11 protein-coding genes and 1 pseudogene are annotated in these 25,889 nt (G+C 75.3%); 5 read left to right on the top strand and 7 right to left on the bottom strand.

All coding sequences use genetic code 11. From position 1 onward, the window contains the following. Positions 1 to 55 precede the first annotated feature (55 nt). Positions 56 to 2,926, bottom strand: coding sequence for an excinuclease ABC subunit UvrA (gene uvrA / locus FHU37_RS20885; protein WP_179815654.1), 2,871 nt, complete (start codon positions 2,924 to 2,926; stop codon positions 56 to 58). A 452-nt stretch (positions 2,927 to 3,378) separates the two neighbouring features. Then, positions 3,379 to 5,178: a phosphodiester glycosidase family protein gene (locus FHU37_RS20880; RefSeq protein ID WP_218904100.1), complete on the bottom strand. Its 1,800-nt coding sequence runs from the start codon at positions 5,176 to 5,178 to the stop codon at positions 3,379 to 3,381. Between the two features lie 294 nt (positions 5,179 to 5,472). On the opposite strand from FHU37_RS20880, the gene FHU37_RS20875 reads away from it, so the two are divergent. Next, the gene (locus FHU37_RS20875) at positions 5,473 to 6,126 is read left to right on the top strand and encodes an MBL fold metallo-hydrolase (RefSeq protein WP_179815653.1); all 654 of its coding nucleotides are present in this window, start codon (positions 5,473 to 5,475) and stop codon (positions 6,124 to 6,126) included. A 706-nt stretch (positions 6,127 to 6,832) separates the two neighbouring features. On the opposite strand, the gene FHU37_RS20870 is transcribed toward FHU37_RS20875, so the two are convergent. After that, on the bottom strand, positions 6,833 to 7,282 hold the full coding sequence (locus tag FHU37_RS20870; protein ID WP_179815652.1) for a hypothetical protein: 450 nt from the start codon (positions 7,280 to 7,282) through the stop codon (positions 6,833 to 6,835). 282 nt (positions 7,283 to 7,564) lie between these two features. Here FHU37_RS20870 and FHU37_RS20865 point away from each other — a divergent pair, with 282 nt between their 5' ends. Further along, positions 7,565 to 8,626 carry an NAD-dependent epimerase/dehydratase family protein gene (locus FHU37_RS20865; protein ID WP_179815651.1) on the top strand — a complete coding sequence of 354 codons (1,062 nt, stop codon included), beginning with the start codon at positions 7,565 to 7,567 and terminating at the stop codon, positions 8,624 to 8,626. Positions 8,627 to 9,131: 505 nt separating this feature from the next. Here the strand turns inward: FHU37_RS20865 and FHU37_RS20860 are convergent. Next, positions 9,132 to 9,845, bottom strand: coding sequence for a DUF4232 domain-containing protein (locus FHU37_RS20860; RefSeq protein WP_179815650.1), 714 nt, complete (start codon positions 9,843 to 9,845; stop codon positions 9,132 to 9,134). A 255-nt stretch (positions 9,846 to 10,100) separates the two neighbouring features. Continuing rightward, positions 10,101 to 12,305 (bottom strand): hypothetical protein, encoded by a 2,205-nt coding sequence (locus FHU37_RS29115; protein ID WP_179815649.1) that lies wholly within the window; start codon positions 12,303 to 12,305, stop codon positions 10,101 to 10,103. Between the two features lie 833 nt (positions 12,306 to 13,138). Between FHU37_RS29115 and FHU37_RS20850 the strand changes: the two are divergent. Then, positions 13,139 to 18,373, top strand: a pseudogene (locus FHU37_RS20850) (SDR family NAD(P)-dependent oxidoreductase); the annotation flags it as partial. Between the two features lie 266 nt (positions 18,374 to 18,639). Continuing rightward, entirely contained in the window at positions 18,640 to 20,277 is a 1,638-nt protein-coding gene (gene pgm, locus FHU37_RS20845; RefSeq protein ID WP_376773983.1) for a phosphoglucomutase (alpha-D-glucose-1,6-bisphosphate-dependent), read from the top strand. A gap of 137 nt (positions 20,278 to 20,414) precedes the next feature. Here the strand turns inward: pgm and pgi are convergent, their stop codons facing one another. Continuing rightward, complete coding sequence (gene pgi, locus FHU37_RS20840) at positions 20,415 to 22,076, bottom strand: glucose-6-phosphate isomerase (protein WP_312892694.1); 1,662 nt, start codon at positions 22,074 to 22,076, stop codon at positions 20,415 to 20,417. A 384-nt stretch (positions 22,077 to 22,460) separates the two neighbouring features. Here pgi and FHU37_RS20835 point away from each other — a divergent pair, with 384 nt between their 5' ends. Then, positions 22,461 to 24,566, top strand: a complete 2,106-nt coding sequence (locus FHU37_RS20835) for a glycoside hydrolase family 31 protein (protein ID WP_179815646.1) — start codon at positions 22,461 to 22,463, stop codon at positions 24,564 to 24,566. A 132-nt stretch (positions 24,567 to 24,698) separates the two neighbouring features. Here FHU37_RS20835 and FHU37_RS20830 read toward each other — a convergent pair whose 3' ends face one another. Next, positions 24,699 to 25,739, bottom strand: coding sequence for a TerC family protein (locus tag FHU37_RS20830; RefSeq protein WP_179815645.1), 1,041 nt, complete (start codon positions 25,737 to 25,739; stop codon positions 24,699 to 24,701). Positions 25,740 to 25,889 lie beyond the last annotated feature (150 nt).

Raw genomic sequence — 25,889 nt, 5'->3', positions numbered from 1 at the left:
GCCGCGGCGGTGCTCAGGCCCGCGCGGCGGTGCTCAGGCCGGCACGGCCGACGGCTCAGCCGACCGGCACGGCGTCGCTGACCCTGGCGCCCAGGATCTCCCGGAGGAACTTGCCGGTGTGGCTCTCCGGAACCCCGGCCACCTGCTCCGGGGTGCCCTCGGCGACGATCGTGCCGCCGCCGCTGCCGCCCTCCGGCCCGAGGTCGATCAGCCAGTCCGCGGTCTTGATCACGTCGAGGTTGTGCTCGATCACGATCACCGTGTTGCCCTTGTCCACCAGCCCCTGGAGGACGCCGATCAGCTTGCTGATGTCCTCGAAGTGCAGGCCCGTGGTGGGCTCGTCCAGCACGTACACCGTCCGCCCGGTGGAGCGCTTCTGCAGCTCCGCCGCCAGCTTGACGCGCTGCGCCTCACCGCCGGACAGGGTCGGCGCGGGCTGCCCCAGCCGGACGTAGCCGAGGCCGACGTCGTTGAGGGTGCGCAGGTGGCGGGCGATCCCCGGGACGGCCTCGAAGAACGACAGCGCCTCCTCGATCGGCATGTCCAGCACCTCGGCGATGGACTTGCCCTTGTAGTGCACCTCCAGGGTCTCCCGGTTGTACCGGGCGCCGTGGCACACCTCGCACGGGACGTAGACGTCCGGCAGGAAGTTCATCTCGATCTTGATGGTGCCGTCGCCGGAGCAGTTCTCGCAGCGGCCGCCCTTGACGTTGAAGGAGAACCGGCCCGGCAGGTAGCCCCGCACCTTCGCCTCCACGGTCTCCGCGAACAGGCGGCGGACGTGGTCGAAGACGCCGGTGTAGGTGGCCGGGTTGGAGCGCGGGGTGCGGCCGATCGGGCTCTGGTCGACGTGCACCACCTTGTCCACCAGGTCGACGCCGGTGATCCGGGTGTGCCGGCCCGGCACGGCGATCCGGGCGCCGTTCAGCTCGCGGGCGAGGTGGGTGTAGAGGATGTCGTTGACCAGCGTCGACTTGCCGGAGCCGGAGACCCCGGTGACCGCGGTCAGCGTGCCCAGCGGGAAGCCCACCGTGACGTTCTTCAGGTTGTTCTCCCGCGCCCCCTGCACCACCAGCCGGCGCTTGCGGTCGACCGGGCGGCGGGCCTCGGGCACCGGGATGCTGCGCTTGCCGGAGAGGTACTGGCCGGTCAGCGACTCCTCGTTGGCCAGCAGCTGCTTGAGCGAGCCGGAGTGCACCACCTTGCCGCCGTGCTCGCCGGCGCCGGGACCGATGTCCACGACCCAGTCCGAGGCCCGCACGGTGTCCTCGTCGTGCTCCACGACGATCAGCGTGTTGCCGAGGTCGCGCAGCCGCACCAGGGTCTCGATGAGGCGGTGGTTGTCGCGCTGGTGCAGGCCGATGGACGGCTCGTCCAGCACGTACAGCACGCCGACCAGCCCGGAGCCGATCTGGGTGGCCAGCCGGATGCGCTGCGCCTCGCCACCGGAGAGGGTGCCGGCGGCGCGGCCGAGGGAGAGGTAGTCCAGGCCGACGTCCACCAGGAAGCGCAGCCGCTCGTTGACCTCCTTCAGCACCCGCTCGGCGATCTTCTTCTCGCGGGGGGTGAGCCGCAGCCCGCCCAGGAACTCCGCGCAGTCGCTGATCGACATGGCCGAGACGTCGGCGATCGACTTGCCGGCGACGGTGACCGCGAGGATCACCGGCTTGAGCCGGGTGCCGTCGCAGGCGGGGCAGGGGACCTGCCGCATGTAGCCCTCGAAGCGCTCGCGGCTGGCGTCGGTCTCGGCCTCGGCGTGGCGGCGCTTGACGTACGGCAGCACGCCCTCGAAGGAGGTGGTGTAGCTGCGGGTGCGCCCGTAGCGGTTGCGGTAGCGGACCTGCACCTGGGTGGAGTGGCCGTTCAGCAGCGCCTTGCGGGCCCGGGCGGGGAGCCCCTGCCAGGGCACGTCGGTGCGGAAGCCCAGTTCCTCGGCGAGGGCCTGGATCAGCCGGTTGAAGTACTCGCTGGACTGGCCGCCGGTCCACGGGGCCAGGGCGCCCTCGTCCAGGGACTTCTCCGGATCCGGCACCACCAGCTCCGGATCGACCTCCATGCGGGTGCCGATGCCGGTGCACTGCGGGCAGGCGCCGAACGGCGAGTTGAACGAGAAGGAGCGGGGCTCCAGCTCCTCGAAGGAGAGGTTGTCGTAGAGGCACGCCAGGTGCTCGGAGTAGACCCGCTCGCGGTTCGGGTCGTCCTCGGGCAGGTCGACGAAGTCGAGGGTGACCAGGCCGCCGGAGAGCCCGAGGGCCGTTTCCACCGAATCGGTGAGCCGGCGCTTGGCGCTCTCCTTGACCGTGAGGCGGTCCACGACCACCTCGATGGTGTGCTTCTCCTGCTTCTTCAGCTTCGGCGGGTCGGTGAGCTGCACCACCTCGCCGTCCACCCGGGCGCGGGCGTAGCCCTTGGACTGGAGGTCGGCGAAGAGGTCGACGTACTCGCCCTTGCGCTCGCGAATCACCGGCGCCAGGACCTGGAAGCGGCTGCCCTCGGGCAGGGCGAGGACCTGGTCGACGATCTGCTGCGGGGTCTGCCGGGCGATCTCCCGGCCGCACTCGGGGCAGTGCGGGACGCCGATGCGCGCGAAGAGCAGGCGCAGGTAGTCGTAGACCTCGGTGATGGTGCCGACGGTGGAGCGCGGGTTGCGGGAGGTGGACTTCTGGTCGATGGAGACCGCGGGCGACAGGCCCTCGATGAAGTCCACGTCCGGCTTGTCCATCTGGCCGAGGAACTGCCGGGCGTAGGAGGAGAGGGACTCCACGTAGCGCCGCTGTCCCTCCGCGAAGATCGTGTCGAACGCGAGCGAGGACTTGCCGGAGCCCGACAGGCCGGTGAACACGATGAGCGAGTCACGCGGCAGGTCCAGCGAGACGTTCTTCAGGTTGTGCTCGCGCGCACCGCGGACGATGAGGCGGTCTGCCACGCTGTGCCTTTCCCCGGACCGTGGGCGTGTCCGGCGTGCTCTCGTGGGGTGGTGGGGCGTGCGGCGCCGGAGGGCGCGCCCACACGGCGCGTCGCGCCGCGTGCCCCTGGATCGATTCGGCCCCCGCCCGGTCCATTGAAGCACCGGCGGGGCGTCGTTTGTTCCTCCCTACCCTTCCCGTCGGTGGGTGGGTGGGGTGCGTCCCGGAACCTTATCGCTCACGTGTTCGAATCCGCCAACGGCGGGGATCCCCGGCGCGCCGCCCGGACGTCGGGGGCCGGACGTCGGGGGCCGGACGCGGGGGCCGGGCGGCGCGGCCCGTCCGGCAGGAGGGTGCCGGACGGGCATGACGGAGGCCGGGGTCCGGGGCCGACCGCCCCCGACCCCGGCCGGGTCCACGCGCCGCCGAACGGCCACCGCGGCCGGGCCGAACGGCCGCGCCGCGGTGCCGGTCACCGCCCGGGCAGCACCAGCAGGGCGTCCCCCACCGCCCGCGGACCGGCGGCGTCACTGGGCGCGTTGACCACCTCGCCGTCGACGGCCAGGGTCACCGAGCCGCCGCCGTCCAGGTTCATCGCCTGCTCGGCCCCGAGGTCCACGAGCAGCTCCGCCGCCTCCGCCAGGCCGAGGCCGTCGCTGACGCCCGGGCGCCGGCCGTCCGCCGTCACCAGCAGCACCCGCCCGGCGGCGTCCACACCGACCAGCTGACGGGAGTGCCGCTTGATGCCCCAGGTGTAGGCGAAATCACTGTTGTCCGGGTGGACGAGGCCGTCCGCGGCGAAGTCGATGGCCGCCCGGCCGTTCTCGACCAGCCGCGGCCCGCCGCCGACCACGTCGTCCGCCGCGTCGAGGGCCAGCGGCCGGCCCCGCTCGTCCACCACCCGCTCCCGGATCCGCAGCGGGTCGCCGACCCGGGCGTAGCGGTTCAGCCAGTCGGCGCCCTCCCCGATCCCCCGCAGCACCCGGCCACCGGCGGGAACCGGGCCGCCGGGGGCGCGGAAGCCGGTCACCCGGGAGCGGGCGTCGAGGAGCACCTCCACGCCCTCGCCGGCGGGCGTGTCGGCACCGAGTTCCGGCGTGTACGCCACGATCTCGTCGGCGTCGGTGCAGGTGACGTCGTGCCGCGGGCTCTCGGTGGGGGCGTCCCCGCCGACCCCGCCGCAGTTGCGGACCAGCCCGGGGCGCCGGTTGACGCCGTCCACCTCCCGGGTGGCCCCGTCCCCAGTGGCGCCGTGCCCGGCGGCGCCGTGCCCCTCGCGCGGGCCCACCCGCGGGGCGGTGACGGTGAGCTCGGTGGACAGCTCCGCGAGCCGGGGGCGCAGCCCGTCGCCGTCCAGCACCAGCGCCACCCGGCCGTCGGTCGCGGCCTGCTGCACCCTGCCGTCGTAGACGGCTATGCCGGCGGCGGCACCGGGGATGCCGTCGCGCTCCTCCATCACGAAGTAGCCGGCGTTGACCGCCAGCAGGGCGTCTCGGCGGGCGGCGATCGCGGCGACCGTCTCCCGGCCGGCCACGGCCGCGCCCGGGTCGGCGGTGATCTCCCCGGTGAACGCGTCGGGGTCGATCACGGTGACCCACAGGTCGGCGCCGCCGGAGCCGGGTTCGGCGTCGGCCCCGGTCCACTCCACGGCGGTGGTCAGCCCCGCGGCACGCAGCGGGGCGGCGAGCGCGGCGGCCTCGGCCTGGCCGGCGGCCGAACCGACGCGCACCCGCCAGCCGTAGGCGCCCTCCTCCCCCTCCCCCACGGCGGCACCGGGCCAGTCCACCCGCTCGACGCGGGGAGCGGCACCGGCCTGCCGGACGCGCTCGGCCAGTCGCTCGGCCTCCGCGCGACCGCGCAGGCGCAGCGCGGTGCCGGCGCCGTCGCCCCCGGCGGCGCCGAGCACGGTCACCGTCCAGGAGCCGCTGGTGGGGTCTCCGACGGTGCCGGAGTAGACCGTGACGCCGTCGGCGACACGGCGGACGTCCCAGCCGGCCAGGTACTCGGCGACCGGGTCGTGCGGGGTGAGCCCGGTGGTCGCGGTGGCGGGCGCCCCCGGCAGGAGCCCGACGACGGCGCCGGCGGCGACCAGCGCGGCGAGGAGCCCGCGGCGGGGACGGCGGCGGGCCCACGTGCCCAGGCGCCGCGGCGCCGCCGGGGCGGACGGAGCAGCCGGGGCGGACACAGCGCCCGGGGCGGACGGGACAGCCGGGACGGTCGGGGCGGACGGGTCGGTGGTGGACGGTGTGCTGGACGGCGTCGAATCGGGCACTGCCGGCCCCCTCTGCTGATCGCGAACGGTCGTTGGCGGGGCGCAGTCCAGCAGAGCCACGTGGCGCCTCGGTGACGCTCGGGTGACCAGCCCGCCACCACCCGCTTCCGGCGTCCGCGCTGACCTGCTCGGATGAAGCACAGGCCGCTCAGTCGGCACGATGGACGGATTCGGCGGCCCACGGGCGGCACAATGGCGCCCGTCGGGCCACCGCGGCGCGGGCCGCGCACGCCCGCGGGCGCGGACCTCGACGGGCGGAACGACCCACGGACGGGACGAGGAGAGGACGGCGCGGTGAGCTACTCGGGACGGGTGACGGTCGGTGGGCGGCCCGACGTGCGGGAACTGCCGCACCTGGTGATCACGAAGGTGGCGGTCGGCGGCATGGCCAACAACGCCTACCTGCTGCGCTGCCGGGCCACCGACCGCCAACTGCTGATCGACGCCGCGGCCGAACCGGAGACGCTGCTCACCCTGGTCGCCGGCTCACTGGACACCGTCGTCACCACCCACCGGCACCGCGACCACTGGCAGGCGCTGGAGGAGGTGGTGGGGGCCACGGGGGCGCGGACCGCCGCCGGCCGGATCGACGCCGAGGCCATCCCGGTGCCCACCGACCTGCCGCTGGACGACGGCGACACGCTGCGGGTGGGCGAGGTGGAACTGACCGTGCGCCACCTGGTGGGACACACCCCGGGTTCCATCGTGCTGATCTACGACGATCCCGAGGGCCATCCGCACGTCTTCACCGGCGACTGCCTCTTCCCGGGCGGGGTCGGCAACACCCATGGCGACCCGGAGAGCTTCCGCCGGTTGCTGCACGACGTGGAGACCAAGCTGTTCGACGTCCTGCCGGACGAGAGCTGGATCTACCCGGGGCACGGCAACGACACCGTGCTCGGCGAGGAGCGGCCGAAGATCCCGGAGTGGCGCGAGCGGGGCTGGTGACCGTACCGCCGGGACGGCGCCCGGCTGGACGGCGCCCTACACGGGTGCGTGCGCCGGGTGGGACCGCAGGTGCCGGGTGGGCGCCCGCCGGTGGGCGCCCCGCCGGGACTCCCGGGCCGCTTGCCGGGACTCCCGGTCCTCGCGGCCCGCCCCGCCGCACCGGGGCCGCGCCGCGCATCGCGGGCCGGATCCGCATCCCCCTGACGGATCAGCCGGGGAGTTCCCCTCAACCGGTACCCGGCACCCGTCCGCTACCCTTGCGGGCCGCGGCGCGCTTGAGCGCGGTGTAACGGGAGAGGGAACCCTGGTGGCGCCAGCACCGTGAGGTGCCGCGGACACACAGGTTGTGGCACCACCCACCGTCCTGGGTGGGCGCTCCGCATTTCGGCTGGCGAGGGGCCATCTCCACGCTCTCTCCTCCCGACCGGAACGAGACCTTCCTCGTTCACCCTCCCCCGCCCGGTCACCGCCGCGGTAGGGCGTCGCGGAGGCGCACCGTGATCATCAACGGGGTGGCCGGGCGCACACGCCGGCGCGGAACGGACACGTCGCGCGGCAACATGCCCCCCGGGCGTATCCATGCGCCGCTCAACCCGGGAACGGCGTGCGGAGGAGCCGCGTTCGCCGGGCCCCGCCCGGCGCCCCGGGTCGGAAGCCCGGTGGTCGCAGCTCGGAAGCCCGGTGGTCGCGGCGGGTGTGACGGGCCTCAGCGCCTCATCCGGCGCAGCGCCCGGGCGGTGACGACGCCGTAGGGCAGGTGGGCCAGGGCGAGGGTCGCGGCGCGGTGCGGGTGGTCCCGATGGGCCGGCGGCAGGATGCCGGCGGCCGGGATCCACCCCTCGTAGCTGGCGGCCCACACCGCCAGGCCGTAGGCGGCCCCCAGCCAGGACGGTGGGCGGCGCCCGGCCGTGAGCACCCCGAAGAGCGCCCCGGAGGTGGCGCCGAACCCGAGGTGCCCGAGCACGGCCGCCGAGCGCTCGACCGGCCGCGGCTGCGCCCGGCCGGGCAGCAGCGCGCGCATCACCGTGCGCGGCGGCTGCTCCCGCAGGCCGGACAGCCGCCCGGCGCCCTCCATCATGGTGGACATCGCCGTGGTGCCGGCCACGCCGGCCACAGCGCCCTGCGCGGCGGACGTCAACAGCCTCACCAGCGCCATCGCTCGCTCACCCTCTCCACCTCGCCGCTCGCCCGGCCACCCGTCCAGCCGTCCCCTCCCGTTCGCCCACCGTCCGCCGCCGGCGGCTGCCCTCGATCCCCTTCGCGCCCTCGGCTACCCGGTGCGAACCGAACCACTCGGAACAGGCGGTGCCGGGGTTGCCAAGGCTGGGAGGGCGACGGCCGGCGCCGCCCGACGCCCGGCCGGCAATTTCGCTCTGAGCGAATCTGCCGGCAGCAGGACCCCCTCGCGCGGCAGGGACGTGCGGGGCAGGCTCGGCGCATGACGAACAGTGAGCGGGACGACAGCATCCTGGTTCTCGGCGGCAGCGGCTTCGTGGGGCGGGCGGTGGCCGTGGCGGCAGCGGATCGCGGCTGGCCGGTGACCGTCTTCAACCGCGGGCGGAGCACCATGCCGGGCGCCCGGCTGCCGGAGTCGGTGGAGGTGGTGCACGGCGACCGCACGGCGCCCGGCGCCCTGGAGGAGCTGGCCGGGCGCCGCTGGCGCGCCGTGATCGACACCTGGTCCACCGCCCCGACGGCCGTGCGCGACGCCGCCCGGGCGCTGGAACCCCACGCGGACCGCTACGTGTACGTCTCCAGCTGCTCCGTCTACGAGTTCCCGCCGCCCACCCCGACCGACGAGTCGGCACCGGTGGTGGCCGGCTCCCCGGACGACGCGGACGGGGACCACTACCCCACCGCGAAGGCCGGCGCGGAGCTGGCGGCGCTGTCCGCCTTCGGCCCGGAACGCACCGTGCTGGCGCGCGCCGGGCTGATCATCGGGCCCTGGGAGAACGTCGGCCGGCTGCCGTGGTGGCTGGCCCGGATCGCGCGGGGCGGGGACGTGCTGGCGCCGGGGCCCCGCGGGTCGGCGCTGCAGTACGTGGACGTCCGCGATCTGGCGGCCTGGCTGCTGGACGCGGCCGTCACCGACTCGCTGCGCGGCGCCTACAACGTCGTCAGCGAGACCGGGCACGCCACCATGGAGGAGCTGCTGGACGCCTGCGTCGAGGCGACCGGCTCCGGGGCGCGGTTGCGTTGGGCGGAGCCGGAGAGGGTGCTCGCGGCCGGTGTGGAGCCGTGGAACGAACTGCCGATCTGGGTTCCCGAGGGGCACGAGTACCGGTTCGTGTACGAGGTGGACACCACTCGGGCGCGGGCCGCCGGGCTCCGCTGCCGTCCGGTGGCCGAGACGGTGGCCGACACCTGGGAGTGGCTGCGAGCGGCCGGCGGCTCCCTCCCGCCCCACCCGCGCCGCCGCGGGCGGGACGGCACGACCCCGCCGCCGATCGGCCTGACACCGGAACGCGAGGCCGCGCTGCTCGCCGCGCTGGACGACTGAGCGGCGTTCGGGGCATGCGGGGAGGCGCGAGGATCAGAGGATCACTCGCCATCTCCGGAAGCCGAACACGGCGTCCGCAGGCAGTAGGAGCCGCTGGATCGGAGAGGGCGCAGCAGCCACCTGGACCACAGGAGCCGCAGAACTCACCACTTTTCACCACGCCCCGTAGGGGGCCCGAAGGGGGACCCCCTTACTTCAAGCATTTCACGCGCGAACGCCCTGGCGCAGGCCCCTTCTCCAGGGCTGTGGACAACTCAGAGCGTGAGCACATCAAGGGCGGCACTCTGGGCGTGAGCACATCGGTGGCGGCCGGTCTGCGTCACGGGGCTTGCTCCCATCCGGCTCAGCCCGGCGACCACCGGGCTGAGCCGGCCCTGGAGGGAGGCCCAACGGCCCGACCCCGGGCGGCGGCCCAACGGCCGCTCCCGGGCGGAGGCACCACAGCCGGCCCCCGGGCCGTCGGCCGCTTCACGAGGCGCCCCGGAACCCGCAGGGGCCGGCCCCCTCACGGCGAGGTCGGCTCCTGGCCGACCGGCCCGACCGTGAGCAGCGGCGCCCCTTCGTCGGCGCAGCCGGTGCGGAACGACTCACCGGTCGGCAGGAACAGTGCGGCCCGCTCCCCCGGCGGGTAGATCCGCAGGCCCCGCACGGGCGTCGGGTCGCAGTCCTGCTCCGGGTAGTTGGCCGGGTTCGCCACCCGCAGGGAGGCGTGGGCGGTGTCACCGGGCGCGAGGGTGACCGTGGTGGGCTCGGCGTCCGGGAGGCGGTCGGCCGGGCGGCCGACCTGCCGGCCGTCGGCCCCCGTGACGAAGGAGACCCCCGGGAAGCCTTCGAGCCGGCAGGTGGTGTCGGAGGTGTTGGTGAGCACCAGGTCGACGACCGTGCTCCCGGCCGCTCCCCCACTCTCGCCGAGCGACGGTTCCAGACCTTCACTGGTGCAGGCCGGGCCGGCCGGGGCGGGTACCTCGGTCGGGGAGGCGCCGCGGCCGGGGTCGTCGGCCACCGGCGGCGGCGTGGACGGGCCGCCCGGCGCTGGCGTACCCGGATTCACGGGCGTGCCGGGGTTCGGGGGCGGGCCGGGGTTCGGGGGCGGGCTGGAGGCGGCGTCGCGGGGCGCCGCGGTGTCGTCCACCGTGGCGCCCCCGCCGGCGCAGCCGGTGGCACCGATGGCCCCGAGGCAGATGATGGTCGCCGCGATGGCTGCTCCGTGGTGGTGCATCCTGGCCGTCCCTCCGCGTGGTGTGGGTACGGGGCTGCTGCTGCCCCCTTGGACGGACCGCACACGGTTCGGGTTTCGCCACGGCAGCGCGGCGCCACCTCTCGCGGCGGGCCGTCACACCGTTCCGGCCGCCGCCCGGCGCCTACGCCTCGACGGGGACGTCCTTCCTCGCACCGGCGCGCTGTTCCTGCCCACCGCCCTCGGTCGTGAGGTCGTCCGCGGCCTCCGCCGGCCCGGCCGCGAGGGGCGGCCGGCTCAGCTCCGGGTGTTGGTCAGATGGGGGCCGATGTAGCCGACGTACACCCGCCCGGAGCGGGCGGTGTCGTCGTAGTAGTGCAGCCGGGGCGCCACGGTGTCCCGCTGGGCGATCTTGAAGTGCGCCTCCATGAAGACGTAGCCGGACGGGTCCACCTCCGTCGGCACCCGCAGCGTGCGCTGCTGCCGCATCCGGCTGTTGGTGCGCACGGTCTCCGACTCGGTCGCCGCGTGCTTCGTGGGCGACCAGGTGCGCCGGCCGGGCGGCGGCTCCTTGAGGTAGCCGTGCACGCCCCCGTGCCACTGCCCGGCCGCGCGGGCCTCGGCGAAGTCCGCGAGGACCAGCAGGATCTGCCAGGTCTGGAAGACGTTGACGCCGGCGGTGTCGTGCGGCTCCAGTTTCAGGGTGTCGGCCTCGTCGCCGGTGAACCGCACCCGCGCAAGCACCGCCGGCCGCCGGGCGGGGTCGGTCTCCTTCAGGATCGTGACCAGGTCGGGGAAGGAGTCCGGCGGCGGGAACTCCTCGGCGGGCGGCTCGGCGTACGCCCTGGCCGCCCGGCCCAGCTCGGCCTGCAGGTAGCGCACCTGGCGCCGGGAGCGTTCCAGCTCGTCCAGGGTGACCAGGTGTTCCAGTTCCGAGCTCTCCAGCCGGGCGTGCGCCTCCCGCCGCTTGGCCTCGACCGACTCGATGGTCTCCCGCAGGTCCATGGCGTTGGTCTTCAGCATGTCGATGCTGCGGTCGGTCTCCTGGAGCAGCTGCCCGAGGATCTCCACGTCGGCCGCGGTCGGGGAGTCCACGCCGAGCCGTTCGCCGAGCAGCCGCCGGACGGCGCCGAGCAGTTCGAGATCCGCCCCGGACACCGCCGGGGCCGATGCCGGGGCCGGGGCCGGGGCCTCGGCCGGAGCCGGGGTCGGGGAGGACCGTTCGATCAGCGCGACCGGCCAGGCGCCGGCGGGCTCCGTCCCGGACGCCGCCCGGGGGCGCGCCGGTGCCGGTGCCGACGTCGACGCCGGCACCAGTGAGGCCGCCGACGAGGCGTGCCCGCCGCGCCCCGGGTACCCGGAGGGCCCGGAGTACGCCGAGTGCCCCGACGCGGCACGGGCCGCGGCGGCGCGGCCGGCGGCACGGGCGCCCGCGCCGCCGTGCCGGGGCGCCACCACGCCCCCGCCGCGCGTCTCCCGCCGGGCCACCGACCGGTGCAGGCTGAGCGCGCAGTCCAGGGCGACGTCGGCCTCCCGCCGGGCGAGCAGGGAGGCCGCCCGGGTCAGCTCGCGGGGCAGGCCGGCGTCCAGGATGCGGCGGCGGGCGGTGGCGGCGAGCACCTCGGTGAGCCGGGGGGACGCCCGGAAGCGGCGGCCGCACAGCCGCAGGTTCCGGGTGATGGTCTCCGGGGTGAGGATCCGGTGCCGGCGGGAGTCGTCGCGGTCGCCGGGCACCACCCCCGCCTCGAAGGTGCGGGCGGAGCCGGGGGCGAGCCGGTGGCTGGCGCCCAGCCACGCGTTGACGCTCTCCAGCGCGGGCTCGTCCAGCAGGTACACGGCGTTCAGGCCGACCGTGTGGTGGAACAGGCTGCCCGCCGCCTGCCGCCAGGCGGCCAGCAGGGTGTGGTCGGCGCTGGGCATGGGACCGACCACCACGACGCCGACCGTGCGGGTGCCGTCGGCCAGTATCCGCCGCAGCGCCTCGGACGTCCCGGGATCCTCGCCGTGCACCAGGCAGGGCTCGGATCTCAGCCGGGCCCTGCCGTTGCGGGCCTCGAAACGGTCGAGGAGCCGGTGGACGACCCCGGGGACGGCTATGCCGCCCCCGCGCCCGCGGCCCCACGCGCCCCCGCCCGCCCCGGGGCGCTGCGGGTCGTCCTCGTCCGGGACGTCCAGGTCCACCCACACGTGGTGCCTGGCGCGCCGGCCCGCCGTGGCGGACAGCACGGAGACCGTGGTCCGCCAGCGGCCCGCCTCGCCGTGCTCGTCGAGCCGGAACCGGAACCGCCGCTGGCCGCGCCCGTCGTCCTCGTCGGCCACCAGGTACTCGTCGTGTTCGGACAGGGCGTACACGCCGGGCCGGAGCCAGCTCGGCGCGGGATCCCACGGGCGGCGTCTGCCCTTCAGCTCCAGCCAGGAACGTATCTCCCGCGCCGCGCAGGACACCACGTCGATCCCGTCCGGGACGACGACCTCGAAGTAGGAACGGTAACCGAGCGTCAAGTCATCTCCCTTGATGCTTGAGGCGGCCGACATGGACGGGGGGACGCACGGCCCCGGGAGACGCCGCCGGCCCCGCCGCCGGCGGTGGGCGGGGCGGGGCGGGGCGGCGCGCGCCCGTCTGGTGGGACAGCTTCGCAGAAGAGCCACCGTCTGTTCGGTCACTCGCCGTCAGATGACACAAACCCGTCGTGGCGGGCGCGGCGCATCGGCCGTCCGTTCGAGGACGCGGCGTCCCGGCCGCCGCCACGGGGTCCGCCGGGACGCGCGCGAACCGCGGCAGTTGAGGGGACGTCCGATTCGGGCGACGGCCCGGCGGACCGGTAGGCTGACCACACCGGTGGCCGGTCATGGCCCCGTCACTGCGCGGTGGGTGGAACCGCACGCGTGGTCGCGCGTCCGAGCGCCGAACTCCACGGCACCGTCCCAGCCGGCGGACCATCGACTCCTCGCGCCGCAGGGATCACCCGCCGACGGCCGCCGCCGCGGCCTTCCCGCAGCCCGGCGACGTCGATTCCCTTGGAGTTTGATTGAGCGACTACGGCACCTCACGGCCCGAGACGGCCGACACGTCGGAGGAGATCCGGGACGCCTGGCGGGCCGAACTGGCCGCCCTGCCGGCCGCGGCGCAGCGTGAGACGCTGCTGGCGCTGATATCCACCCAGCTCGGCGCCGTGGTGGGGCCGGAACGCTCCGGGACCGTCGACCCGCACGCGGCGTGGCCGCGACTGGACGTCGAACCGCGGGAGGCCGAGCGCCTGCGGGAGTCGCTCGCCGCCGCCACCGGCCTGCGGCTTCCGGCCACCGCGCTGTTCGACCACCCGAGCCCGGCGGCGCTCGCCGATCACCTGCGGGCCGAACTGCTCGGCCTGCGCGTCGAGGAACCCGCTCCCGCACCCCAGGGCGGGGCGGCCGAGCCCGACGCCGATCCGATCGCGATCGTCGGCATGGCCTGCCGGTTCCCCGGGGGCGTGCGCTCCCCGGAGGACCTGTGGACGCTGCTCGACGAGGGCCGCGACGCCATCGGCGGCCTCCCCGAGGGACGCGGCTGGGACCTCGACGGCCTCTACGACCCCGACCCCGAGCGGCCCGGCACCATCTACACCCGGCAGGGCGGCTTCCTGCACGACGCCGACCTCTTCGACCCCGGGTTCTTCGGCATCGACCCGGACGAGGCGGTCGCCCTCGACCCGCAGCAGCGGCTGCTGCTGGAGACCTCCTGGGAGGCCTTCGAGCGGGCCGGCGTCAACCCCCGGTCGCTGCGCGGCAGCCAGACCGGCGTGTTCGTCGGCGTGTCCCTGCGGGACTACGGCCCCGCCTGGCACGAGGCCCCCCAGGACGTCCAGGGCCGGCTGCTCACCGGCAACGCGCCGGGCGTCGCCTCCGGCCGCCTCGCCTACACCTTCGGGCTGCGGGGGCCGGCGCTCACCGTCGACACCGCCTGCTCCTCCTCCCTGGTGGCGCTCCACCTGGCCGGCCAGGCGCTGCGGGCCGGCGAGTGCGACCTGGCCCTGGCCGGCGGCGTGACCGTGATGTCCACGCCCGGCGTGCTCCTGGAGTTCGCCAGGAACCGCGCCCTCGCACCGGACGGGCGCTCCAAGGCGTTCTCCGCGGACGCCGACGGCACCGGATGGGCCGAGGGCGCCGGAATGCTGCTGCTGGAACGGCTCTCCGACGCCCGGCGGCGCGGCCACCGGGTGCTCGCGCTGGTCCGCGGCACCGCCGTCAACTCCGACGGCGCCAGCAACGGACTCACCGCGCCCAACGGGCCCTCCCAGCAGCGGATGATCCGCCAGGCGCTGGCCAACGCCGGCGTCCGGGCCGGCGAGGTCGACGCCGTGGAGGCGCACGGCGCCGGCACCGCGCTCGGCGACCCGGTCGAGGCGCAGGCGCTGCTGGCCACCTACGGAGCGGACCGCCCGGCTCAGGTGCCGCTGTGGATCGGCTCGGTGAAGTCCAACATCGGCCACACCCAGGCGGCGGCCGGCGTGGCCGGCGTGATCAAGATGGTGCTGGCCATGCGGCACGGCGTGCTGCCGCGCACCCTGCACGCCGACCGCCCCTCCCCCCACGTGGACTGGTCGGCCGGGCAGGTGGCGCTGCTCACCGAGCCCACGCCGTGGCCCCGCGGGGACCGGCCGCGCCGCGCCGGGGTCTCCGCGTTCGGGGTGGGCGGCACCAACGCCCACGCCGTCCTGGAGGAGCCCCCGGCGACCGACTCGGCCCCGCGCGGCACCGCCGCCGACGAGGACACCGAGCAGGCCGCCGCGGACCGGAACGACGCCGCGGGAGCCGGCACGGCGTCGGAGAGCGGCACTGCCGTGGAGGCCGGCGCGACCGACCAGGCCGTGCCGCTGCTGCTGTCCGCCCACACCGGGGCGGCGCTGCGCGAGCAGGCCGAGCGGCTGGCCGCCCACCTGACCGCCCACCCCGAACTGGACCTCCTCGACACCGCCTTCACCCTCGCCGGCCGCGCCCAGTTCGAACACCGGGCGGTCGTCCTCGCCGCCGACCGGGCCGGGGCGCTGCGGGCCCTGCGCGCCCTGGCCGCCGGCGAGGAGGACCCCGGCCTGGTCCACGGCACCGTCCGCGGCCCCGGCGACCGGACGGCGTTCCTCTTCACCGGCCAGGGCAGCCAGCGCTCCGGCATGGGCGAGCGGCTCTACACCACGTTCCCGGTCTTCGCCCGGGCGCTGGACGAGGTCTGCGCCCGGATGGACCCGCACCTGGACCGTCCGCTGCGCGAGGTGATGTTCGCGCCCGAGGACTCCGCCGACGCCGAACTGCTCCACCAGACCTCATACACCCAGGCCGCGCTCTTCGCCGTCGAGGTCGCGCTGTTCCGGCTGCTCCAGGAGTGCGGGGTGACCCCGGACATCCTGATCGGGCACTCCGTCGGCGAGCTGACCGCCGCCTACGTGGCCGGCGTGTGGTCGCTGGACGACGCCTGCGCGCTGGTCGCCGCCCGCGGCCGGCTGATGCAGGCCTGCCGCCCCGGCGCCATGATCGCCGTGCAGGCCTCCGAGGAGGAGATGCGGGCCTCGATCACCGGCCTCGACGGCCAGGTGGGCATCGCCACCGTCAACGGCCCGGCCTCCACCGTGATCGCCGGCGACGACGAGGCGGTCACCGTGGTGGCGCGGCTGTGGGAGCTGCGCGGCCGGGCCACCACGCGGCTGCGGGTCAGCCACGCCTTCCACTCCCCCCACATGGAGGACATGCTGGAGGAGTTCCAGGCCGTCGCCGCGGGCGTCACCTACCACCCGCCGACCCTCCCGGTCGTCTCCAACCTCACCGGCCAGGTGGCCTCCGCCGAGCAGCTGTGCTCCGCCGAGTACTGGGTGCGGCACCTGCGCGAGCCCGTCCGCTTCCTGGACGGCATGCGGCGGCTGCACCGCGACCGGGTCTCCACCTACCTGGAGCTCGGCCCCGATGCCGTGCTGACCGCGATGGGCGCCGGCTGCCTCCCCGAGGACGCCGACGGACCGGCGCTGGTCGCCACCGTGCGCGCCGGCCGCCCGGAGGACCAGACCCTGCCGGCGGCGCTGGCCGAGCTGTACGCGCGCGGCGTCAGCGTGGACTGGCGCCCGCTCTTCGCCGGCCGCGGCGCCGACCTGATCGAGCTGCCGACCTACCCCTTCCAGCGCCGGCGCTACTGGCTGGAGCCGCCCCGGCCGTCCGCCGGCAACCGGCGCCCCGCCTCCGCCGACTGGCGCTACCGCGCCGTGTTCCGCCCGCTGCCCGAGGCCGGCCTGGCCTCCCCGTCGCTCACCGGCACCTGGCTGGTGGTGACGCCCCCGAGCGGGGTCGGCGACGACCTGCTGCGCTCCATCAGCTGGGTGATCGAACGGTGCGGGGCGCGCGTCCTGCCGCTGCCGCTCGGCGACGACGACACCGACCGGCTGCGGGTGGCCGAACAGCTGGAGAAGCGGGTGACCGCCGAGGGCGGCACCGTCTCCGGCGTCCTGTCGCTGCTCGCCTTCGACCGCACCGCCCACCCCGCCCACCCGGCCGCGCTCACCGGCGGCCTGGCCCTGACCTGCGCGCTGGTGCAGGCGCTGGCCGACGTCGGCGTCGACGCGCCACTGTGGTCGGTCACCAGCGGGGCGGTCTCCACCGGCCCCGGCGACCCGCTGCACGACCCCGCCCAGGCCATGCTGTGGGGCCTGGGCCGCACCGTCGCCCTGGAACGGCCGCACGCCTGGGGCGGCCTGATCGACCTGCCGCGCGGCCTCGGCGACCCCGCGGTCGCCTGGATGGCCGCCGCGCTGGCCACCGCCGACGGCGAGGACCAGCTCGCGGTGCGCGAGGGCGGGCTGCTGGCCCGCCGGCTGGTCCCCGCCGAGCCCGGCACCCCCGAGACGGACGGCTGGCGCCCCCGCGGCACCGTCCTGATCACCGGCGGCACCGGCTCCCTGGGCGCCGAGGCCGCCCGCTGGCTGGCCCGCAACGGGGCCGAACGGCTGGTGCTGGCCAGCCGGCGCGGCCCCGGGGCGCCCGGCGCCGCCGCCCTGCTGTCCGAACTGGCCGAGCTCGGCGTCGACGCCCGCGCGGAGACCTGCGACGTCGCCGACCGGGACAGCCTCGCCGCGCTGCTGGCCGGCCTGCCGGAGGACCAGCCGCTGACCGCCGTGGTCCACGCCGCCGGGGTCAACGGCCGGTCCGCCCCGCTCACCGAGGTCGGCCTGGACGAGTTCGCCCACGTGCTCTCCGCCCGGGTCGCCGGCGCCTCGCACCTGGACGAACTGCTCGCCGACGCGCCCCTGGACGCGTTCGTGCTGTTCTCCTCCGTCTCCGGCGTCTGGGGCACCGCCGGCCAGGGCGCCCACGGCGCCGGCAACGCCTTCCTCGACGCCCTCGCCGAGGCCCGCCGCGCCCGCGGCCTGGCCGCCACCTCCGTGGCCTGCGGCCCGTGGGCGTCGTTCGGCCCGGGCGCCGACCCGGAGACGCGCGACCAGCTGCGCGAGCGGGGCCTGCCCGCGATGCCGCCGGCGGCCGCCGGGGCGGCGCTGTGGCAGGCCGTCGCCGCCGGGGAGACCACGCTCACCATCGCCGACGTCGACTGGGACCGCTTCCGGCCGCTGTTCGTCGGCGCCCGCCCCAGCCGGCTCCTCGACGAGATCCCCACCGGCGCCCGCGGCACCGGCGGCGCCGGCGACGACCAGCCCCCGGCCCCGCGGCCCGCCCCGCGGCGCCCGGACCCGGAGGCGGCCGACACCACCCCCGGCCACGGGCCCTCGGGGATCCGCGCCCTCTACCGGCACGCCTGCGAGATCGGCAAGGTCACCGAGGGGATCGACCTGCTGCGCGCCGCCGCCCGGCTGCGCCCCGCCTTCCACGCCCCGGACGGGTTCGGCCGGGCCCTGGAACCGGTCCGGCTCGCCTCCGGGCCGGTCGTCCCCACGCTGATCTGCCTGCCCTCGCCGGAGGCGCCGTCCGGACCGCACGCCTTCGCCCGGCTGGGCCTGCACCTGAACGGGCTGCGGGACGTCTTCGCCCTGCCGCACCCCGGCTTCGGCGACGGCGAGCCGCTCCCGTCCGGCCGGGACGTCGTCCTCGACACGCTCGCCGAGGCGATCGCCCACCACTTCACCGGCACGCCGATCGCGCTGGCCGGCCACGCGCTGGGCGGCTGGCTGGCGCACGGGGTCGCGGGCCGGCTGGAGGCGATGGGCCTGGCGCCGGACGCCGTGGTGCTGCTCGACCCGCTCCCGCCCCAGGACGACCCCCTCGACGCCCGGATCCGGGCCCGGCTGCGCGACACCGCCGCCGACGACCAGGCGTTCGCCCTGATGACGGAGGACCAGGTCACTGCCCAGGGCGCCTACCTGGACCTGCTCCAGGGGTGGCGGCCGGAGTCGATCGAGGCCCCGGTCCTGCTGGTGCGGCCCGGCGGCCCGGCGCCGCGGGCCGAGGACGCCGTCGAGGAGGAGGACGAGCGGACCGGCTGGAGCACCGCCTGGGGCTTCGAGCACGAGGTCCTGGACGCCGCCGGCGACCACCGGACGGTGCTCGATGAGCACGCCGAGGGCACCGCCCGGGCCCTGCACCAGTGGCTCCAGGAGGTGTGATCCCGGCACCGGGCCGAACGGCCCGCGCGGCGGCGGGGCGGCGGGGCGGCGGGGCTGCCGGCCCCGCCGCCCCGCGGCGCCCGGGCGCGCCCGCCCCACGGGCGCCCGCGCCCGCCCCACCGGCCTCGCACCGGGCGGGCGCCCCGGGCGGCGGGCGACACCCCCAGCCCAGGCCCTGTTGTGGCCCACGGACGGGCGCCCGGAGGATACGGGTAGGCGTCCGCACGCGTGGGCGCGCCTGAGCTATCGATTGAGGAGTGGTTGTCGTGCACGAACGTGCCGGACAGCAGGCACAAGCGGCCGACCTGGTCGACGTCGCCCGGTTGGTGACCTCCTACTACACGCTGCACCCCGACCCCGCCGAGCCGGCCCAGCGGGTCTCCTTCGGCACCTCCGGCCACCGCGGCTCCTCGCTGAGCGCCTCCTTCAACGAGGACCACATCGCCGCCACCAGCCAGGCCATCTGCGACTACCGGGCCGAGCGGGGCACCGACGGCCCGCTGTTCCTCGGCGCCGACACCCACGCGCTCTCCGAGCCGGCGCGGGCCACCGCCCTGGAGGTGTTCGCCGCCAACGGGGTGACCGTGCTGATCGACAGCCGGGACGGCTACACCCCGACCCCCGCCCTGTCCCACGCCATCCTCACCCACAACCGGGGCCGCCGCTCCGGCCTGGCCGACGGCGTGGTGGTCACCCCCTCGCACAACCCGCCGGCCGACGGCGGCTTCAAGTACAACCCGCCGAACGGCGGCCCGGCCGCCGGCGACGCCACCTCCTGGATCCAGGACCGGGCCAACGCGCTGATCGCCGACGGCATGGCCGGCGTGCGGCGCGTCCCGTACGCGCGGGCGCTGGCCGCGGACACCACCGGCCGCTACGACTTCATGGACGCCTACGTCGAGGACCTGCCCTCCGTGCTCGACCTCGACGCGATCCGCTCGGCCGGCGTGCGGATCGGCGCCGACCCGCTCGGCGGCGCCTCGGTGGCCTACTGGGGCCGCATCGCCGACCGGCACGGCCTGGACCTCACCGTGGTCAACCCGCTCACCGACCCCACCTGGCGGTTCATGACGCTGGACTGGGACGGCAAGATCCGCATGGACTGCTCCTCCCCCTCCGCCATGGCGTCGCTGATCGAGCGCAGGGAGCGGTTCCAGATCGCCACCGGCAACGACGCCGACGCCGACCGGCACGGCATCGTCACCCCCGACGCGGGGCTGATGAACCCCAACCACTACCTCGCGGTGGCCATCTCCTACCTGTACGCCCACCGCGACGGCTGGCCGGCCGAGGCCGGCGTCGGCAAGACCCTGGTGTCCTCCAGCATGATCGACCGGGTCGCGGCGGACCTGAAGCGGGAACTGGTCGAGGTGCCCGTCGGCTTCAAGTGGTTCGTCGACGGCCTGGTCAGCGGCGCGCTGGGCTTCGGCGGCGAGGAGTCCGCCGGGGCGTCCTTCCTGCGCCGCGACGGCGGGGTGTGGACCACCGACAAGGACGGCATCCTGCTGGCGCTGCTGGCCTCGGAGATCCTCGCGGTGACCGGCCGCAGCCCCTCCGAGCACTACACGGCCCTCACCGAGCGCTTCGGCGCGCCCGCATACGCCCGGGTGGACGCCCCGGCCTCCCGGGAGGAGAAGGCGGTGCTGGCGAAGCTGTCGCCGGAGCAGGTGACGGCGGACGAGCTGGCCGGCGAGCGGATCACCGCCGTGCTCACCGAGGCCCCGGGCAACGGCGCCGCCATCGGCGGGCTGAAGGTGTGCACCGAGAACGCCTGGTTCGCCGCCCGCCCCTCCGGCACCGAGGACGTCTACAAGATCTACGCCGAGTCCTTCCTCGGCCCCGACCACCTCGGCCGGGTGCAGGACGAGGCCCGCGCCGTGGTCGCCGCCGCCCTCAAGGGGTGACGACTGACGGGCCCGGCGTCTGACGGGCCGGCGTCTGACGGGCCGGCGTCTGATGGGCCCGAAGGCTGACGGGCCAACGGCTGACGGGCCGCCGGCCCGGGGGGATCCCCGGGCCGGCGACGACCGGACGGGGGCCGTCAGACGGCGCGACCGCGCTCCCGCCGGTACCAGGCGACCAGGGCGTCGGTGGACGGGTCCTGGGACTGCTCGGCCGTGGGCGCCTCGGCCTGCACCAGCACCGGGGCGAGCTGCTTGGCCATCACCTTGCCCAGCTCCACGCCCCACTGGTCGAAGGCGTCGATCTGCCAGATCACCGACTGCACGAACGTGGTGTGCTCGTACAGCGCCACCAGCTGGCCCAGCACCGACGGGGTCAGCTTGCGGGCCAGGATCGTGGTGGAGGGCCGGTTGCCCGGCATCACCTTGTGCGGCACGACGTCGGCCGCGGTGCCCTCCGCCGCGATCTCCTCGGCGGTGCGGCCGAAGGCCAGCGCGGCCGACTGGGCGAACAGGTTGGACATGAACAGGTCGTGCATGTCGCCCAGGTCGTGGTTGGGCTCGGCGAAGCCGATGAAGTCCACCGGCACCAGCTGGGTGCCCTGGTGCAGCAGCTGGTGGAAGGCGTGCTGGCCGTTGGTGCCCGGCTCGCCCCAGAAGATCTCCCCGGTGGCCACGGTCACCGGCTGGCCGTCCCAGCGCACCGACTTGCCGTTGGACTCCATGGTCAGCTGCTGCAGGTAGGCCGGGAAGCGGTGCAGGTACTGGCTGTACGGCAGCACGGCGTGGCTCTGCGCGCCGAAGAAGTTGCCGTACCAGACGTTCAGCAGGCCGGCGATGACCGGCGCGTTGGCGGCCAGCGGAGCCTCGCGGAAGTGCGTGTCCATGGCGTGGAAGCCGGCCAGCATCTGTGCGAAGTGCTCCCGCCCGATCGCGATCATCAGCGACAGGCCGATGGCGGAGTCGTACGAGTAGCGGCCGCCGACCCAGTCCCAGAAGCCGAACATGTTGGCGTCGTCGATGCCGAACTCGCGGACCTTCTCGGCGTTGGTGGAGACGGCCACGAAGTGCTTGGCGACGGCCGGGCTGTCCGCGCCGCCCTTCTCGCCGAGGCCGTCCAGCAGCCAGTCACGGGCCTTCACCGCGTTGGTGAGCGTCTCCAGCGTGGTGAAGGTCTTGGACGCGACGATGAACAGCGTCTCCGCCGGGTCCAGGTCGTGGGTCTTCTCCCACACGTCGGTGGGGTCGATGTTGGACACGAAGCGGCACTGGATGCCGCGGTCGCTGTAGTCCTTCAGCGCCTCGTACGCCATCACCGGGCCCAGGTCCGAGCCGCCGATGCCGATGTTGACGACGGTGCGGATCCGCTTGCCGGTGTGGCCGGTCCACTCGCCGGAGCGGACCCGGTCGGTGAAGTCGCCCATCCGGTCCAGCACCGCGTGGACGTCGGCGACGACGTCCTGGCCGTCCACCGTCAGCCGTGCCCCGCGCGGCAGCCGCAGCGCGGTGTGCAGCACCGCGCGGTCCTCGCTGACGTTGATGTGCTCGCCGGAGAACATCGCCGCGATCCGCTCGGCCAGGCCGGCGCGCTCGGCCAGGGCCACCAGGTCGCGCAGCGCGTCGGCGTCGACGCGGTGCTTGGAGTAGTCGAGGTAGAGGTCGCCGGCGGTCACGGTGTACGCGGTGCCGCGCCCGGGGTCGGCGGCGAACAGCTCGCGGAGGGTGGTGCCCTCCAGCCGCTCCTGGTGCCCGCGCAGTCGGGCCCACTCTTCCGTGCTGCTGATATCGATGGTCGATGCCACGTCGCCAACTCGGCTTTCTGCTCGAAAGGGGCTTCGGCGCCGAGCCTACCTGTGCACCCCGTTCGCCTCCGGGCCGGTAGCCGACGACTTCCTTCGTCAGCCCGCACTCCGCTCGTTCCTCACGGAGCTCGGCCCTCCTCAGTCCAGTCGCCGGCGCCCTCCGGCGCCCCTACACCCAATTCGCCTCCGGGCCAGTAGCCGACGACTTCCTTCGTCAGGCCCGCACTCCGCTCGTTCCTCACGGAGCTCGGCCCTCCTCAGTCCAGTCGCCGGCGCCCTCCGGCGCCCCTACACCCAATTCGCCTCCGGCGCCGGCGGCCACCGTTTCCCTCCCCGACCGGCGGGTAGCCGTTCTGGCTCCCAGTCATCCGAAGGGAGAACGGATTGCCGACGCTCACGGATCCGTACGTGGCGGCCGAACCCGACGCCGAGCCCGGCCACCTGCGGGTGACCCTGGCCTCCGGCCGGAGCGTCCGGTTCGCCTGCACGGTGCCGGTGGAGGGGGTGCTGCGGCTGCGGCTGGTGCCGCCCGGCGGGGCGGGCGGGCCGGCCGGCGCCGTGCCGCGGGAGGGCGACGACCTCCCCGGCCCCGACCCCATCCTCGTCGACCTGCCGCACCGCCCCGCCCGGCTGACCGTCACCGGGGAGGGAGTGGAGATCACCGGCCCGGGGGTGCGGGCGGTGTGGGAGCGCGGCGGGCCCGCGCAGGCCGAACCCGGCGGCGGCCCCGCCCAAGGGCTCCGCTTCGGCCCGTTCCGCCGCTTCTCCGAGCCCGGGGCCGCCACCGTCCCGTTCTCCGCCGGCTACCGCCCCGCCGGCGACGGGCGTCCCGCCGGCTGGGTCGAGACCATCCACCTCGCCCCCGACGCGGCCGTGTACGGCGGCGGGGAGAGCTACCAGGGCATCGACCTGCGCGGCCGGCACCGGATGCTGCGCAACACCGAGGAGAACCGCGCCGCCGGACGGGACTCCGCCTACCTCAACGTGCCGCTGCTGTGGTCGGACGCCGGGTGGGGGCTGTTCGTCCACACCGGCTGCCCGGTGGAGGCCGACATCGGCGCCACCCACTCGGAGGCCGTGCGCGTCCAGGTCGACGGCGACGCCCTGGACCTCTTCCTGCTCACCGGGGACGCCCCGACCCTGCTGGGGCGCTACCTGGCGCTCACCGGCCGCCCCGGCGACCTGCCCGACTGGGCCTACGGGGTGTGGATGAGCCGGTCGTCGTACTTCACGGCGGAGGAGGTGGTGCGCACCGTGGACGAGCTGCGCGCGGCCGGCTGCCCGGTCGACGTCGTCCACGTCGACGAGTGGATGGAGGAGTCCGTGCTGGACGACGCCTCCTGGAACGCCGGCCCGGACCGCGCCCGCTTCCCCGCCGGCTGGACCGGCCCGCTGGCCGAGCGCGGCGTGCGCGCCAGCCTGTGGATCAACCCGTACGTCCGGCGCGGCACCGCCCTCGCGGACGAACTGGCCGCCCGCGGCCACCTGGTGCGGGGGCCGGACGGCCGTCCGGTGGCCACCGCCGACAACCCGGAGACGCTGGCGGTGGACTTCACCCATCCGGCGGCCCGGCGGTGGTGGTGCGAACGACTGACGCGCACGCTGCGCGAGGAGGGGAACGCGGCCGTCCTCGCCGACTTCGGCGAGGAGATCCCCGACGACGCCGTCTTCGCCGACGGCTCCGACGGCCTGCGCCGGCACAACACCTACGGGCTGCTCTACCAGGAGGCGGTGCGCGACGCCGGGGTGGCCGCCCGCGACGGCGACTTCGTCTCGCTGTGCCGCTCCGGCACCGCCGGCTCGCACCGCGACCCGGGCCACTGGGCCGGCGACCTCCCCTCCACCTGGACCGGGCTGGTCTCCACGCTGCGCGCGGTGCTCTCCCTGGCGCTCAGCGGCTGCTCGGTGGTGACCCACGACGCCGGCGGCTACTGGTCCCCGGCCTCCTACCGGCGGGCCCAGGAGCTGCGCGCCACCATGACGCCGGACGCCGTGCCGGCCGACGTGGAGCCGGAGCTGTACGCCCGCTGGGCCCAGTGGGCGGCGTTCTCCCCGATCACCCGCTTCCACGGCGTGGGCCGCCGAGAGCCGACGGCGTATCCGGAGCCGGCGCGCTCGGCGGCCGTCGCCGCCTGCCGGCTGCGGGCGCGGCTGCGGCCGTACGTCGCCGCCTCGGCCCGGCTGGCGGCGCGGGACGGCGGGCTGCCGCTGGTGCGGCCGATGCCGCTCGCCTTCCCCGGCGACCGCGCCGCCCGCGACGCCGACCTGCAGTACCTGTTCGGCCCGGACGTGCTGGTGGCGCCGCTGCTGGAACCGGGAGGGCACCGGCGGCTGTGGGTGCCGGCCGGGGAGTGGGAGCCGCTGCTGGGCTGCCCGCCGCTGCACGGGCCGGGGTGGCGGGAGGTGTCCTGCCCGCCGGAGGCGTTCCCGACGTTCGTCCGCGCCGAGCGCGGCGCCGCCGCCGTGCTGGGCGGGCCGGAGCCGGGCTAGCCACGCGGTCCCGCCGGCGGGTCGTCGGTGCGCGGGGCGGGAAAGGCGGCGGGCCGCCGGGACGACGAGGAGTCGTCCCGGCGGCCCGTGGTGCGACGGTGCGCGGCGCGCGGTCCACGCGCCGCGACCGCCTCAGCGGTTGCCGGCGCCGTCCTTGGAGGCGGCGTCCGCGTCCTCCAGGTGGCCGGGGCCGTGCTCGGCGGCCTCCACGAAGGACTCGCCGCGCGACTTCATCAGGCTGGCGATGGTGGTGACCGCCAGGGTGATGCCGATGAAGCTCAGCGAGAAGGCGATGGAGACGTGCGGGATCTCGAAGCCGCCCAGCTCGTGCACGCCGATGCCGTGGAAGGCCTCGATGACGAGCTTGACGCCGATGAAGCCCAGGATGACCGACAGGCCGTAGGAGAGGTAGACCAGCTTCTTCAGCAGGCCACCGATCAGGAAGTACAGCTGCCGCAGACCCATCAGGGCGAAGGCGTTGGCGGTGAAGACGATGTACGGGTCCTGGGTGAGGCCGAAGATCGCCGGGATGGAGTCCAGGGCGAACAGGATGTCGGTGGTGCCGATGGCGATCAGGACGATCAGCAGCGGGGTGACCATCCGCTTGCCGTTCTCCCGGACGACCAGGGCGGTGCCGCGGTAGTCCTTGGTGGTCGGGGCGATCCGCTCGACCCAGCGCAGGAGGGCGTTCTCCTCCCACTCCTCCTCGCCCTGCTCGGCCCGCGCCTCCTGGATCAGCTTCCAGGCGGTCCAGATCAGGAACGCGCCGAAGATGAAGAACACCCAGGCGAACTGCGAGATGACGGCCGCGCCGGCCAGGATGAAGATGGTCCGCAGCACCAGGGCGAGCACCACGCCGAACATCAGCACGCGCTGCTGGTAGATCGACGGCACCGAGAACTTCGCCATGATCAGTACGAAGACGAAGAGGTTGTCGACGCTGAGCGACTTCTCGGTGATGAATCCGGCGAAGAACTCCCCGCCCGACTGGCTGTCGCCGAAGATGAACAGCCCCAGGCCGAAGACACAGGCCAGACCGACCCAGACGACGGTCCAGATGCTGGCCTCGCGGATGGAGACGTCGTGCGGCTTGCGGCTGATGAAGAAGTCGACCGCGATGAGCGCGGTCAGGACGAGGATCGAGACGATCCAGACGGGCAGGGAAACTTCCACTGTTCCTCCGGCGGATGCGGTGGCGACACGACAGGTGACGCCCGCGGCTCACGCCCGCCGTCCGAGTCCGGACCACGGGTGAATCTGGGCGTCGCTGCCGGAGGTCTCTTCCGCAAGGTGGTCGGCGAATGCGAATCCGCGCCCGCTGGC

Origin of the sequence: Allostreptomyces psammosilenae (genome assembly GCF_013407765.1) — a bacterium.
In the GTDB taxonomy this organism is placed as follows: Bacteria; Actinomycetota; Actinomycetes; order Streptomycetales; family Streptomycetaceae; genus Allostreptomyces; species Allostreptomyces psammosilenae.
The sequence above is the reverse complement of the archived record's forward strand: the minus strand, read 5'-3'. Positions and strand labels throughout refer to the sequence as shown.